This window comes from Methylobacterium sp. CM6244 (genome assembly GCF_054817885.1).
The window spans coordinates 3914510-3928415 of record NZ_CM139247.1 but is presented as its reverse complement, the minus strand read 5'-3'; the positions used below and the strand labels follow the sequence as shown (position 1 = coordinate 3928415).

Sequence of the window (13906 nt, the reverse complement as noted above, 5' to 3'; positions counted from 1 at the left end):
TCTCTTCGACGACCAGATCGACCTCATTGCTGAAAGACCGAGACCGATCATGCGCCTGCTCCGCCTCTGGCCCGATGAGTCGCACGTCGACTTCATGCGCTTCCGGCGCTTCACCTTCCCGCTCTCGGCCTTGCTGTCGGTCGGGACGGTGATCCTGTTCCTGACGGTCGGCCTGAATTTCGGCATCGACTTCAAGGGCGGCACCCTGGTGGAGCTCCAGGCCAAGTCCGGCACCGCCGATGTCGGAACCGTGCGCCATACCGCCAACGGGTTCGGCTTCGGTGAGACCGAGGTGCAGGAGCTCGGCGGCCAGGGCCAGATCCTGGTGCGCTTCCCGCTCCAGCCCGGCGAGCAGGGCCAGACGGCCGTGATGCAGAAGGCGCATGGCGCCTTCGACGCGGAGTACGAGTTCCGCCGCACCGAGACGGTGGGTCCGCGCGTGTCGGGCGAACTCGTCCAGTCGGGCACGCTCGGCGTCGTGCTCTCGGTGCTCGCCGTGCTGTTCTACCTCTGGTTCCGCTTCGAGCGGGAACTGGCGCTCGGAGCCATCGTCGGCACCCTGCACGACATCGTGCTCACCATCGGCATCTTCGTCATCAGCCGGATCGAGTTCAACATGACCTCGATCGCCGCCATCCTCACCATCGTGGGCTACTCGCTCAACGAGACGGTGGTGGTGTTCGACCGGACCCGCGAGTTGATGCGACGCTACAAGACCATCCCCACGGTGGAACTCCTCAACCTGTCGATCAATTCCACCATGTCACGCACGGTGATGACGGCCACCTCCGCCTTCCTCTCCCTGCTGGCCCTCGTCCTGTTCGGCGGCGAGGCGATCCAGGGCTTCGCAGTGGTGATGCTGGCGGGCGTGGTCATCTGCACCTACTCGGCGATCTTCGTTTCGACGCCGGTCCTGATCTATCTCGGCCTGATGCTGTCGGGCGTGAAATCCCAGAACCGCCCCACCGGCGGTCGCGTGCCCCAGGCGGCGGAGTAACGATGGCGGACGGCAGCCTGCACGACGGTTTCGTTCCAGGGCGCCATCTCATCGACGCCTACGGCAATGGCGGCTTCCGCTTTGCCGACATGTCGCATCGTGGCTCGATCCTGGTGACGCCGAGCGGCATCAGGGCCTGGGACGTCACGCAGGCGAAAGAGATCGACCGGGACGCCCTTCGTCCCGTCGTTGCCGAGGCGGGGGCGGTGGAGTTCCTCCTCATCGGCACCGGCCTCGACATCGCCCCCTTTCCCGATACGCTGCGGCGATGGCTCAAGGATAACGGCATTGGCCTCGATGTGATGCAGACGGGAGCGGCCGCGCGGACCTACAACATCCTGATGGCGGAGAACCGCAAGGTCGCCACTGCCCTGATCGCGGTCGCGTGACGAAGACCGAGACCAGCCCCGGAACGGCCGACCCTCTCGCCTTCGCGTTCGAGCATTGCGAGGCACTGGTCCGGGAGGGCGATCCCGACCGCTATTTCGCGACGTTGTTCGCCCCCGTGGCGTACCGGCCGCATCTCTTCGCGCTCGCCGCCTTCAGCCTCACCATTGCGCGCGTGCGCGACGCCGTCACCAATCCGGTGGCGGGCGAGATCCGCCTGCAATGGTGGCGCGATGCACTCCAGGGAGAGGCGAGGGGGGATGTGAAGGCCAACCCCGTCGCCGCCGCCCTCGACGATGCCATCGTCAAGCGCCGGCTCGGGCGCCAGCCCTTCGTCGACCTGATCGATGCCCGCGTCTTCGATCTCTATGACGACCCGATGCCCCGGATAAACGATCTCGAAGGCTATTGCGGCGAGACCGCCTCCTCGCTCATCCGCCTTGGCGGGCTCGTCCTGTGCGATGGCGCCGAGCCGGGCGGAGCTGCCGCAGCGGGGCATGCGGGCGTTGCCTATGGCGTCGCCGGCCTCTTGCGGGCCCTGCCCTGGCACGCCCGCAACGGACAGGTCTATCTACCGGCCGACATCTTGAAGGACCATGGCGTCACCCGCGAGGACATCGTCACGGGACGGGGAGGCCCGGGCCTTCTCGGCGCGACGGCCGACCTTCGGGCTCTGGCGCGCCGACATCTCGAGGCTTTCGAGACAGCGCGCACGACCATTGCGCCCGCCGCCTTGCCGGCCTTCCTGCCCACTGCATTGGTCGAACCCAGCCTCGCGATGATGGAGCGGCCGGGCTACGACCCGCTCAACACCGTCATCGCGCTGCCGCGCTGGCGTCGCTTGTGGCGGCTGTGGCGGGGATCGCGGCGGGGTTGAACCCAGGGCTCCCGAAGAACGCTGGGTATTCTTCCTCGTAGAGCCGGGACGCGGCGAACATCGTCCCGGTCATTCCGGGGGTACTGCAGGCTCTCCAAAAGCAGAGAACTGCTCCAGAACCGTGCAATCCAGAGCTCTGCCAGAGTCCGATGTCTAACGACCTGGAGTTCTGCATCCCGGGCTCCGCTGAGCGGCCCCGGGATGCAGAAGAGGCGGTTGATCGAGTTTGACCTCAGCGAGCCTTCTTGGTCAGCTTCTCGGCGATCTCGAACATCTCCTCCGGAGCATAATCCGGTGTGAAGGCCGAGGGGACACCGGTGAGCTGGTGGATCTTGCCGCCCTCGGGCATGCCCTCGACGACGCTGAGTTCGCCCGGCGGGTCGCCCGGCAGAGCCATCTCGCCATTGCCCCAGATGCCGGCCATCTCGGTGTAGTCACCCGGGCTGAACGTGTAGAGCCGGCGGTGCGAACCCTCCTGCAGGTACTTCTGACACTCGGGGATCTTGTCGAGGTTGATGTTCGGTGTCGGCAGGAACTTCTCGATCTCCACGCCGGTGATCTTCTTCAGTGCCAAGGCGTAGGCATGGGCGTGAACGGAACCGCGCACCAGCAGGTAGCCGCAGACCTCACGGCCCGTCGGGTCGGTCAGGGTCTCGTAGACGCGGAGCTTGTGCAGGCGAGCGCCGCATTCCAGATGGAAATTGTGGAGCAGGTCGACGACGACGTTGCCGGTCGTCGTAATGAAGTCGTTGTTCCAGGATGCGCCGTTGCTGTTGACCGGCGTCACGCCGCCGCCATTCGACAGGAACGCGGCCGCGAGCCGGATATCCTTCATGTCCTCGAACGGCGCCTTGGAGATGTCGCCACCATCCTTCTCGTCGCCGTCATTATCGGGGCCGTTATTGAGCATCGCAACGCCGTTGCTCACGAGCTCCACATGGCCCAATTCCTCGGCGGTGATGGCCGCCACCAAGCTATAGAATGGCTTCAGCTTAGATTTGCTGCGAAAATTGAAACTCTGGAACATGTAGTTCCCAAGAGTCGACATCTCACCATATTTGCCGCCTAGCAGTTCCTGCAGGGCAGCGGCGGCGTTCGGATCTTTCCTTTTGGGTGCGGGAAGCTCGGCTTGTAGCTTGTCGACGCGCATAAACATAGGTTGATCTCCGTATCGCCGGTATGGAGGATACCAACGGGAACGGTCTCCCCACCCTCATGTTCCGAGGCTGCGCCAAATCGCACGGCCGCTTCGCTTACGTTTTTGAACGGCTCCGCTTGCGTTTCGAAAGAGACGTCCTGCCGTTTCCGAGTGTCTTCGGTCTTGGCGGACAGAAAGCGAAGCACGCGCGCAACATGATCTGAATACAAGATTCTTCGCGTTGAGCCCGCTCCACTGCTCTGCTAGCTACGATGTCAAGGGCCCGACGAGAGATCGGGCTCACCGAGGAGCGCGACGCCCGTGAATACGTGGAACCAGGTCTACGATCCCTTTGGGAGCCCATGGCTCTCGACGCTTGCCGCATCCCTACCGGTCATCGCCCTGCTCGGGATGATCGCCAGCGGCAAAGTGAAGGCCCATATCGCGGCCGTTCTGTCCCTGGTCCTGGCCTTCTGCGTCGCCGTCTTCCTCTTCGGCATGCCGGCGGATCTGGCCACCCGCGCTTCCGCCTATGGCGTGGCGCTCGGGCTGTTCCCGATCGGCTGGATCATCCTCAACGTCATCTTCCTCTACCGTCTCACGGTGGAGAAGGGCTGGTTCGCCACGCTGCAGCAATCGGTGGCCGGCATCACCACCGACCGGCGGCTTCAGCTCCTCCTCGTCGCCTTCGCCTTCGGCGCGTTCTTCGAGGGAGCCGGCGGCTTCGGCACCCCGGTGGCCGTCACCGGCGCGATCCTGATCGGCCTCGGCTTCTCGCCGCTCGCCGCCTCGGGCCTGTCGCTCATCGCCAACACCGCGCCCGTGGCTTATGGCGCCCTCGGCGCCCCGATCCAGGGCCTCGCCTCGGTGACCGGCTATGATCCCTACATCCTCGGCGCCATGATCGGCCGCCAGCTGCCGTTCTTCTCGGTGCTGGTGCCGTTCTGGCTGATCTGGGTGTTCGCGGGCTTCCGCGGCATGGTCCAGATCTGGCCCGCCATCCTGGTCTGCGGCGGCTCGTTCGCGCTGGCCCAGTTCGGCATCTCGAACTACGTCAACCCGTGGATCGTCGATATCGGTGCCGCCCTCGTCTCCATGGGCGCCCTGGTCCTGTTCCTGAAGTTCTGGCGCCCGGCCACGATCTGGACCTCGCCGGCACTGCGCGGCAACGATCCCTCGATCGGCTTCGTCACCGCCGAGGGTGGCGCCAAAGTGGCCCCCACGGGCGCCGGTGCCCGCACCGCCTCCTCCTCCGAGATCCTGATGGCCTGGGTGCCGTGGATCATCCTCTCGGTGATCGTCGCGATCTGGGGCACGGGCTGGTTCAAGGCCATCGTCAACCCGATCTTCACCTGGCGCTACGAGGTGCCTGGCCTGCACAACGTCATCATGAAGGTGCCGCCGGTCGTGGCGACCGCCCATCCGGAAGCCGCCGTCTTCGCCTTCACCTACATGTCCTATACCGGCACCGGCGTGCTGTTCGCCGCCATCCTGTCGGGCCTGCTCATGCGGTTCTCGCCGTGGCGTCTGGTGACGGCCTACATCGAGACCATCTGGGTGCTGCGCTACTCGCTCATCACCATCTCGGCGATGCTGGCTCTGGGCGTCCTCACCCGCTACGCCGGCGTGGACGCGACCCTGGGCCTGGCTTTCGCCGGAACCGGCATCCTCTACCCGTTCTTCGGCACCCTGCTGGGCTGGCTCGGCGTGGCGCTGACGGGATCGGACACGGCCTCGAACGTGCTGTTCGGCGGCCTGCAGAAGATCACCTCGGAGCAGCTCGGTCTGTCGGGCATCCTCATGGCTTCGGCGAACTCGTCGGGCGGCGTCATGGGCAAGATGATCGACGCCCAGTCCATCGTCGTCGCCTCCACCGCCACCGGCTATTTCGGCCAGGAGGGCAAGATCCTGCGCTTCGTGTTCTGGCACTCGATCGTGCTGGCCTGCCTCGTCGGCGGCCTCGTGATGCTACAGGCCTACGTCTATCCGTTCACCGCGATGGTCATCCATCCGTAGGACCGGCGAGAGGCCGATCTCGACGGAACCCGTCCCGGTCATGCCGGGGCGGGTTTCTTTTTTTGGTAGCGATCCCCTGCCAAAGGCGTTCTCCGGCATCGTCGCGTCTTGCTCTTGGCGCGTCGTGGCCCCACGTCGAATCCATGTTCTTTCGCACGCTCGCCTCGCGCTACTCCCTGTCGAACCTGCCCGCGCAGGCGACGGAGCGCCTGCGGATCGCACCGCTGGTCCAGGCGGATGCAGAAGCGGTCCGCGCGCTGACCGACGACCCGGCCATCACCGGAGTGGTGGATTTCCTCCCAACCCCCTTCACTCTCGACCACGCCCGCCGCCTCATCGGCAGCGGCAAGCCGGTGAAGGATTGCTTTCTCGGGGCCAAGGCCGATGGCGTTCTCGTGGCGGTGATCGGCGTCCATCTGCGCGGAGAACACGCGGTCGAAATCGGATATTGGGTCGGCGGCGCCGCCCGCGGCCGAGGCTACGGCAGCGAAGCAGTCGCCGGCGTCGTCGCGATTCTGCGCAAGCGCTTCCCCCACCGCTTCATCGTCGCCGAATGCCGGCCCGAGAACGCAGCCTCTCGCGGGCTGCTGCTCAAGACCGGCTTTCGCGATACCGGCGACGAGGGGCATCGGCCGGGCCGGCGGATCTTCTCGCTGGATCCGGTCTGAACGGGTCGGACGGCCTACGAGCCTCAGCGGCTCCGACAATCCTTGCCGTACCAGTACCCCGTCCGGGCATCGAAGCCGCCGCCGGAAGCGGCATTGCAGACCGACAAGGTTTTGTCGCCGACGCGCTGCTGGCTGAGAGCCTTGTAGAGATCCGCGCGGGCTTCGCGCTCGCGGTTCTGCGCGGCGAGATCTGCCTGAATCTGGAGATTCCGCTCGGCCCGCATGTGCTGGCGGTCCCGGTCGATGTTCATCATGCAGGTCGCGAATCCTTCGGAATCAGGGGCGAACCCGTAACCGGAGCACTGACCGAGATCGAGCTTCCGCTGCTCCTCCGCAGACACGCATCCGGCAAGGCCGATCGCACAGGCGGCGATCAGGAGCGCACTCCGACCGAACGATCCCGAACGAGACACGGTGCCGGGAATCCGGCCAAACTCCGCCTGGGCGACCAGTGCTGGATGCGTGGCAAGGTGAGGCGAGGATTCGAAAGACATGACACCGGAACGAAAGGAGGGATCGATTAGGTATCGATAGCTCCCCTCAGACTAATTTTTGGTTCTTCGTCATTATGGATGGATCCTTAAATCGATCCCGTTCCCCTAAGTGTATTCTCGCAATATGCCTGGATTTGGCAGCTTGGATAAGAATGAATTTGTCGGTCGTCGAAACGAATCGCTTACCGCAAAGGCCTTGCAAGTTTGCCTAAGAAACATCCCGAGCCGCGGATCATGGGACCAGCGTGCCGGATCATGGCCTATTCCGCTGCGATCTGCCCGGTGTCATGTCCCATCCAGGCGGCCAAATCGGCCCGCGCCCGGTCGGTATAGGCGCGCTTCTTCGCCACCGCCTTTTCCGGCCCCTTCAAGCGCTTGCCGCCCTCTCCCTTCGGAGAATGGGCGAGCGGTGGAAACAGGCCGAAATTGACGTTCATCGGCTGGAACGAGCGCGGCGCGCCGGCATCCTCGGCCGCGATGTGGCCGCCGGTGATATGGCCGATGAGGGCACCCAGCGCCGTCGTGGCAGGCAGCGGCTCCAGCGTGTCACCGCGGGCCTCGGCCACGGCGAAGCGCCCGGCCATGAGGCCGATGGCGGCGCTCTCGACATACCCCTCGCAACCGGTGATCTGGCCGGCGAAGCGCAAGCTCGGGCGTGCCTTCAGGCGGAGCGTCGCGTCGAGGAGACGGGGCGAGTCGAGATAGGTGTTGCGGTGCAGCCCACCGAGACGCGCGAATTCCGCGTTCTCCAGGCCGGGAATCGTGCGGAACACCCGGACCTGTTCGGAATAGGTCAGCTTCGTCTGGAAGCCGACCATGTTGTAGAGCGTGCCCAACGCGTTGTCCTGACGCAGCTGGACGATGGCGCAGGCCTTCACGGTGGGGTCGTGCGGGTTGGTGAGGCCGACGGGCTTCATCGGGCCGTGACGCAGCGTCTCGGGGCCGCGCTCGGCCATGACCTCGATCGGCAGGCAGCCATCGAAATAGGGGGTGGTCGCCTCCCATTCCTTGAAACCGATCTTGTCGCCCTCGATCAACGCCTGGATGAAGGCGTCGTACTGTTCGCGGTTCATCGGGCAGTTGATGTAGTCCGCCCCCGTGCCCCCGGGGCCGACCTTGTCGTAACGCGACTGGAACCACGCCTTGTCCATGTCGATGGAGTCGCGGTGGACGATGGGCGCGATGGCATCGAAAAAGGCGAGGGCCTCGGCGCCGGTGAGCGCGCGGATCGCCTGCGCCAGGGCTGGCGAAGTGAGGGGGCCGGTGGCGATGATGGTCCGGCCCCATTCCTCCGGCGGCAGGCCCTCGATCTCCTCGCGTTCGATCGTGACGAGGGGATGCGCCTCCAGGGCGGCGGTGACGGCAGCGGCGAACCCGTCGCGGTCCACGGCCAGCGCACCCCCGGCCGGGACCTGGTTGGCATCGGCCGCGCGCAGGATCAGCGACCCGAGCGTCCGCATTTCCTGGTGCAACAGGCCGACGGCGTTGCCGTTGGCATCGTCCGAGCGGAACGAATTCGAGCAGACGAGCTCGGCGAGATCCCGGCTCTTATGCGCCTCCGTGCCGCGCACGGGCCGCATCTCGTGGAGAATGACAGGATGGCCGCTCTCGGCGATCTGCCAGGCGGCCTCCGACCCGGCGAGGCCGCCGCCGACGATATGGATGGGGGAAGTGTCTGCTCGGTCCGTCATGGTCACGGGATAGACCCGTGACCCGCCCCGATCAATGCAGCTGCGGCGAGACGAGAAAGCGTTCGCGGTCGCTCGACGTCACGGTCAGCTTGATCGGGCGTCCCTCCCGCTCGATCGTGAGAGGAACCCGCACCCCGGCCTCGCCCAGCGCCCAGATCTGGCGGAAGAACCCGGCGAGATCCTCCACCGGCTCGCCTGCGACAGCGGCGAGCACGTCGCCCACGCGCAGGTCCGCGCTCTCGGCCGGCCCGTCATCGGCCAAGCCCATCACCACCACCGCGCCGTCATTGTCGCTGGCATAGAGGCCGAGCCAGGGCCGGGTCGGCCGGTCCGCCCGCCCGCGTGTGGTCAGGTCCTCGAGGATCGGAGGCAGGAGGTCGATGGGAACGACGAGGTTGATCGCCTTCGGACCCTCGGTCCCGCCCTGCTGGAGCTGCAGGGAGCCGATGCCGAGGAGGTCGCCCGCCGGGCCGATCAAGGCCGTACCGCCCCAATGCGGGTGAGACGGCGCGGTGAACAGGGCCTCGTCGAGGACGTACTCCCAGTAGCCGGCGAATTCCTGCCGGGCGATCAGCTTGGCGGCGACGCTGCGCGTGCGCCCCCCGGCTCCGGCCACCACGGCCTTGTCGCCGATCTTCAGGCTCTCCGAGCGCCCGATGGGAAGCGGCGGCAGCCGCAGATCGCCCAATGCCTGGACGAGGCCGAACCCGGTCACGGCATCGAAGCCGACCACGTGGCCCGGGACCGAGCGCCCGTCATGGGTGGTCATCCAGACGCTCTCCGCCTCGGTGACGAGGTACCCGATGGTGAGGACGAGGCCGTCCTCGCGGATCACCACGCCGTTCCCGGCGCGCTCCGTCCCCAGGGTTTCCGCCGTGAACGCCTCGGGCGGGATGCGCGTGGAGAGCGACACCATGGCCGAGAGGGCCCTGTCGAGATCGTACGCGTAATCGCCGGCCTTGGGCTGCACGGCGGAGGGAATCTTCCAGTCTCCGTGCGACGTCATCAATCCCGTATCCCTGTCCTGCGCCTCGGACCCATGAGCTCTGGCGGATCCGCAGAGCGTGGGGGTCATCGGTTCCATCCGGGAGATAGGTCGCCGGCTCGCCGTCGAACACCCTGCGCAGGTCGGGCGCGTGACAGAGGTGCGCCGATCCACATCGATCGCCCGCAACACAGTAGCCTAGGCCCGTGCGCTCGATTAAGACTTGGGTTAACGTTCACGCCAGATGGAACGGCTGCGCCATGTCCTGTCGAGTCTTGTCTTGTCGAGAGGACGCCTGACCCTTGCGTGACGATGCGGCACTGGCGCGCCTGATCTCGGCGGTCGCATCCGGCAACGAGCAGGCTTTGCGCGCGCTCTACGATCTGACCGCCCCGAAACTTTTCGGCATCGTGCTCCGTATCCAGCGAGATCGCGGCATGGCGGAAGACGTGCTCCAGGATGTCTTCCTGCGGATATGGCAAAGTGCCGGCTCGTTCTCTCCGGAGGCGGGTCGCCCCTTGCCCTGGCTCTGCGCCATCGCCCGTAACCGGGCGATCGACGGGGTCCGCCGCAAGGGAGAGGTCCAGGGGCCGGTGACCGAGGACGGGGAGGATTGGGTGGAACGGCTCGCCGATCCCCACGACAGCGAGGAGGCGATTCTCGGGCGCGATGCCCTGCGCGCCTGCCTGTCCCGCCTGGAGGCGACGCAGCGCGACTGCATCGTACTCGCCTATTGCGAGGGGCATTCCCGGGAAGAACTGGCAGAACGGTTCGCGCGTCCCGTCAACACCATCAAGACGTGGCTGCATCGCGGGCTAGCGGCCCTGCGGGGCTGCCTGGAGGGGCCGGCATGACCGAAGACCCCACCGAGCGCGATCTTCGCGCCGCCGAATACGTCATCGGTACGCTCGACGCCACCGAGCGCGCCGCCATGGACCTGGAGCTCGCCGTCGACCCCGCCGCTCGCGCCGCCGTGCGGGAGTGGGAGCGTCGCCTGGCCCCTCTCGCCGCCGTCATTCCCGAGATCGAACCGGGCGAGGGCGTATGGCCGGCAATCCTGCGCGCGCTGCCCAACCGGGCCTCCCCGTCTCCGGCGGCGAACGACAACCGCGTGGCCGCCCTATCGCGCAAGCTCGGCCTGTGGCGGGCCGCAGCGGCGGGCGCAGGGGTGCTGGCTGCCGGGCTCGCCCTGTTCATCGCCGTCGGCCCCCGCCCCGGCGGAGAGGGCGAGACACGCTACGTCGCCGTGGTCTCCAGCGGCGGCGAGGCTCCGGCCCTCATCGTCAGCATCGATACGGTGGCGGGAACCGCACGAGTGCGCCCGGTCGGCGCCGAGGCGCCGGCGGGAAGCAGCCTCGAATTGTGGTATGTGGGAGCCGACAAGACGCCGAAATCCCTCGGGCTGATCGGCAAGGACGCGGCACGCGTGGCCCTGCCCGCCGGGTCCGATGCCGCGCGGCGCGGCGAGGGTGTCTTCGCCGTCTCGGTGGAGCCGCCGAACGGTTCTGCCACCGGCCTGCCTACCGGCCCCGTCGTCTATACTGGCAAGCCCATCCGCGATTGAGGGCGGCCCGGATTGGGGCCCGTCACGATGGAGCCCTCCCATGCCGCGCTTTGCCGCGAACCTGACGCTGCTCTTCACCGAGCATGCCTTCCTCGACCGGTTCGAGGCCGCGTCCCGTGCCGGGTTCACGGCGGTGGAGTTCCTGTTCCCCTACGAGCATTCTCCGGACGACATCGCCGGGCGTCTCGCCGCGAATGGCCTGGACCTCGTCCTGTTCAACATGCCGCCGGGGGATTGGGCAACCGGCGACCGAGGGCTCGCCGCCTTGCCGGAACGGTTCGACGAGATGCAGGCCGGGGTCGAGACAGCGCTCGCCTACGCGCTCGCCGCGGGCTGCCCCCGCCTGCACCTGATGGCGGGCATGGCCGACCGGCAGGATGACCACGCCATGGAAGCGTATCGCCGGTCCGTGCGGTATGCAGCGGGACGCCTTGCCCGGCATGGCATCGACCTCCTGATCGAGCCGATCAACCGCCGCTCCATGCCCGGCTACTTCCTCGACGATGTCGACGCCGCCGCAGAACTCGTCGCGGCGTTGCGCGCGGAGGGGTTCGACAACCTCAAGCTCCAGTTCGACATCTTCCATTCCCAGATCCTGCATGGCGACGTCACCACGCGTCTGGCCCGCCTCCTGCCCATCGTCGGCCATGTCCAGGTCGCGAGCGTACCGGCGCGCCACGAGCCCGGTACGGGGGAGGTGAACGACGCCTTCGTCTTCGCCGAACTCGACCGGCTCGGATATTCGGGCTCGGTCGGGTGCGAGTACAATCCGCGTGGCCGAACCGAGGATGGGCTCGGCTGGCTGAGCACCCGTGCGGGCGGACGAGCCCGGATTTAGCGCCGTGAGGTCGGTTCCCCCTCGGAGCCGATAAAGCATACCGCTTCCACCTGGCATGGTTGACCACGGAGGAGTGGGACCATCAATTGTTTATGACGCGGCATCGTGGTTAGGGACTGCCCCGGCCGGCTCGAACGGCCAAGCTTCGAGAAGCTTTTCCCCAGGGGCAGATCAATCGATGGCCGACCTCTTCAAACCCGTTGCCCTGACGGGGAATGCCGTCGTGGACAGCCTCATCCTCGGCGGCGCCTGGAACGCCGCGACCCTAACCTACGGGTTCAAGGCGCAGGACATCGATGCGAACGGGATCGACGATTTCTCCGAGGGCGACTGGAAGGCGTTCTACAGGGAGATCTACGACACCGTCAGCAGCGTCGCGAATGTCGATTTCGTCGAAGGCAGCGTGGCGCGGGCCCAGTTGATCCAGCGGCTCGATGTCGGCGGAGGCGGCGAATCCGGCACGCCCGCCCCGGGCGTCACCTCGCTGGAAACCGCGGTGGGCATCGACCCGACGAGCGTGAAAGGGGCCGCCGACGTGGTCCGCCTCGGCACCTATTCCGAAACCTGGATCCACGAGATCGGCCACAGCCTTGGCCTCGGCCACCCCCATGACGGGGAGAACGGCAAGTTGCCGGGTGTCGTCGAGCCGGGCGATTTCGGCACCGGCAACCTCAACTTCCAGATCTATACGGTGATGGGCTACACCTTCCCGTTCTGGGGCGAGGACAACCCGTTCACGCCCGAGCGCGACGAGAACACCGCGCTCAATGCCCAGCCGGGCTCCTTCGGGGCCATCGACATCGCAGCCCTGCAGCATCTCTACGGAGCCCGCGCCCACAACGCCGGCAACGACGTCTATCGCTTCAGCGACGATGTCGATGCCAATCGCGGTTACACCACGATCTGGGATACGGGCGGCTCCGATACGATCGTCTATGAGGGGTCGAGCGCGGCCAAGATCGACCTGCGCGCGGCGACCCTGAAAGCCGAGATCGGCGGGGGCGGCTGGCTCTCGACGTCGGAAACCCTGACCGGCGGCGTGACCATCGCCAATGGCGTCTCCATCGAGAAGGCGAAGGGCGGGGCGGGCGACGACATCCTCATCGGCAACGACGGCGCCAACCGACTCGACGGCGGACGGGGGGCCGACCGCATGAGCGGTGGGCTCGGAAACGACACCTATGTCACGGACGGCCGCGACACGATCGAGGAGGCGGCCCGGAGCGGTACGGATCAGGTGCTGAGTTCGGCCAGCCACCGCCTCGGCACGAATCTCGAAACTCTGAGGCTCCTCGGCTCGAAGGCGATCGATGGCATCGGCAACGCCGTCGCCAATACGATCACCGGCAACGGCGCCGGCAACATGCTGACGGGCGGAGCCGGAAACGACGTTCTCACCGGCGGGGAGGGGGCGGATACCTTCCTGTTCCGCACGCGGCCCGGAACCGGCAACACCGATCACATCCGCGATTTCTCCGTCGCCGAGGATGTCGTCGCGCTCTCGAGCAAGGTCTTCGCGGCCCTTCGCGCCGGCCCCCTCGCGGAGAAAGCTTTCAAGGACCTCTCGTCGGGACCGGCCGATGCGGATGACCGCGTTCTCTACGACGCCACGACCGGCATCCTCTCTTACGATGCCGACGGGAGCGGAGCCGGCACCGCCCACACCTTCGCCGTCATCGATACGAAAGTGCATTTGAGCTTCGCGGATATGCTCGTCGTCTAGGGTTCCCACCGTCGACAAGGCGACTGGTCCGGCGTCGAGAGGGCAAGCGGTGCCGCCCCTGAGCGATAGTGTCCAGGGGCGATGCGGAAGCCTCACTTCCTGGCGGGATCGGTCCGTTTCAGGATCGCCTCCATCTGCGCGATCTCGGTCTCCTGAGTCTTGACGATGGATTCGGCCAGGGACCGGACTTCCGGATCCTTCGAGTATTGGAGGGCGACCTTGGCCATGGCCAATGCGCCCTTGTGGTGCGGGATCATGCCGGCGGCGAAGTCGCGGTCGACGTCGCCGGAATAGCGGATCTCCATGTCGCCGTGCATGCGCATGCTCGCCTCTTTGAAGGCGCGGGTCGCCGGGGTGTCGGCGGCCTTGCCCTTCGCGGCGGGCTTCGACCCGTGGTCATGGCTGTGCGAATGGGTGGTGCCGTCCTCATGGCGGTGCTCTTCGGCCGCGAGGACCGGGGAGGCGAGGGGCAGAGCCAGGATCGCGGCCAGGATCGCGGGGAGGGCTGTCTTCGTCATGGGAGTTCCC

Annotated in this window: 14 protein-coding genes; 9 read left to right on the top strand and 5 right to left on the bottom strand. The window is 66.6% G+C overall.

Going from position 1 to position 13906, the window contains the following annotated elements; genetic code table 11:
• Window positions 1-49 precede the first annotated feature (49 nt).
• The 3 genes from secF to ACYQML_RS18405 are packed head-to-tail and all read left to right on the top strand — an operon-like array spanning window position 50 to window position 2261.
• On the top strand, window positions 50-997 hold the full coding sequence (gene secF / locus ACYQML_RS18415) for a protein translocase subunit SecF (protein WP_056424229.1): 948 nt from the start codon (window positions 50-52) through the stop codon (window positions 995-997).
• 2 nt (window positions 998-999) lie between these two features.
• Window positions 1000-1386, top strand: a complete 387-nt coding sequence (locus ACYQML_RS18410) for an Mth938-like domain-containing protein (RefSeq protein WP_461233621.1) — start codon at window positions 1000-1002, stop codon at window positions 1384-1386.
• Window positions 1383-2261: a squalene/phytoene synthase family protein gene (locus tag ACYQML_RS18405; RefSeq protein WP_207411995.1), complete on the top strand. Its 879-nt coding sequence runs from the start codon at window positions 1383-1385 to the stop codon at window positions 2259-2261. The genes ACYQML_RS18410 and ACYQML_RS18405 overlap by 4 nt, the downstream gene beginning before the upstream one ends.
• A 232-nt stretch (window positions 2262-2493) precedes the next feature.
• Here ACYQML_RS18405 and ACYQML_RS18400 read toward each other — a convergent pair whose 3' ends face one another.
• Window positions 2494-3417, bottom strand: a complete 924-nt coding sequence (locus ACYQML_RS18400; RefSeq protein ID WP_056424235.1) for a manganese catalase family protein — start codon at window positions 3415-3417, stop codon at window positions 2494-2496.
• A 303-nt stretch (window positions 3418-3720) separates the two neighbouring features.
• On the opposite strand from ACYQML_RS18400, the gene ACYQML_RS18395 reads away from it, so the two are divergent.
• Both ACYQML_RS18395 and ACYQML_RS18390 read left to right on the top strand, forming a co-directional pair.
• A complete protein-coding gene (locus tag ACYQML_RS18395) occupies window positions 3721-5415 on the top strand; it encodes an L-lactate permease (RefSeq protein WP_056424236.1) in 1695 nt (564 codons plus the stop codon).
• Window positions 5416-5558: 143 nt separating this feature from the next.
• Window positions 5559-6083, top strand: a complete 525-nt coding sequence (locus ACYQML_RS18390; RefSeq protein ID WP_461223335.1) for a GNAT family N-acetyltransferase — start codon at window positions 5559-5561, stop codon at window positions 6081-6083.
• A 23-nt stretch (window positions 6084-6106) separates the two neighbouring features.
• Here the strand turns inward: ACYQML_RS18390 and ACYQML_RS18385 are convergent, their stop codons facing one another.
• The 3 genes from ACYQML_RS18385 to ACYQML_RS18375 form a co-directional block, all read right to left on the bottom strand.
• Window positions 6107-6577: a hypothetical protein gene (locus tag ACYQML_RS18385; protein WP_461233620.1), complete on the bottom strand. Its 471-nt coding sequence runs from the start codon at window positions 6575-6577 to the stop codon at window positions 6107-6109.
• 260 nt (window positions 6578-6837) lie between these two features.
• Window positions 6838-8268, bottom strand: a complete 1431-nt coding sequence (gene trmFO, locus ACYQML_RS18380; RefSeq protein ID WP_461233619.1) for a methylenetetrahydrofolate--tRNA-(uracil(54)-C(5))-methyltransferase (FADH(2)-oxidizing) TrmFO — start codon at window positions 8266-8268, stop codon at window positions 6838-6840.
• Between the two features lie 31 nt (window positions 8269-8299).
• Complete coding sequence (locus ACYQML_RS18375; RefSeq protein ID WP_207411991.1) at window positions 8300-9274, bottom strand: S1C family serine protease; 975 nt, start codon at window positions 9272-9274, stop codon at window positions 8300-8302.
• A gap of 281 nt (window positions 9275-9555) precedes the next feature.
• Here ACYQML_RS18375 and ACYQML_RS18370 point away from each other — a divergent pair, with 281 nt between their 5' ends.
• The 4 genes from ACYQML_RS18370 (at window position 9556) to ACYQML_RS18355 (ending at window position 13378) form a co-directional block, all read left to right on the top strand.
• A complete protein-coding gene (locus ACYQML_RS18370; RefSeq protein WP_207411990.1) occupies window positions 9556-10107 on the top strand; it encodes a sigma-70 family RNA polymerase sigma factor in 552 nt (183 codons plus the stop codon).
• Entirely contained in the window at window positions 10104-10817 is a 714-nt protein-coding gene (locus ACYQML_RS18365; RefSeq protein ID WP_461233618.1) for an anti-sigma factor, read from the top strand. Before ACYQML_RS18370 ends, ACYQML_RS18365 begins: the two co-directional genes overlap by 4 nt.
• 40 nt (window positions 10818-10857) lie before the next feature.
• Complete coding sequence (gene otnI, locus ACYQML_RS18360; protein ID WP_461233617.1) at window positions 10858-11655, top strand: 2-oxo-tetronate isomerase; 798 nt, start codon at window positions 10858-10860, stop codon at window positions 11653-11655.
• 178 nt (window positions 11656-11833) lie between these two features.
• Complete coding sequence (locus ACYQML_RS18355) at window positions 11834-13378, top strand: M10 family metallopeptidase C-terminal domain-containing protein (RefSeq protein WP_461233616.1); 1545 nt, start codon at window positions 11834-11836, stop codon at window positions 13376-13378.
• Between the two features lie 92 nt (window positions 13379-13470).
• Here the strand turns inward: ACYQML_RS18355 and copM are convergent, their stop codons facing one another.
• Window positions 13471-13896 carry a CopM family metallochaperone gene (copM, locus tag ACYQML_RS18350; protein ID WP_311275187.1) on the bottom strand — a complete coding sequence of 142 codons (426 nt, stop codon included), beginning with the start codon at window positions 13894-13896 and terminating at the stop codon, window positions 13471-13473.
• Between the last annotated feature and the right edge of the window lie 10 nt (window positions 13897-13906).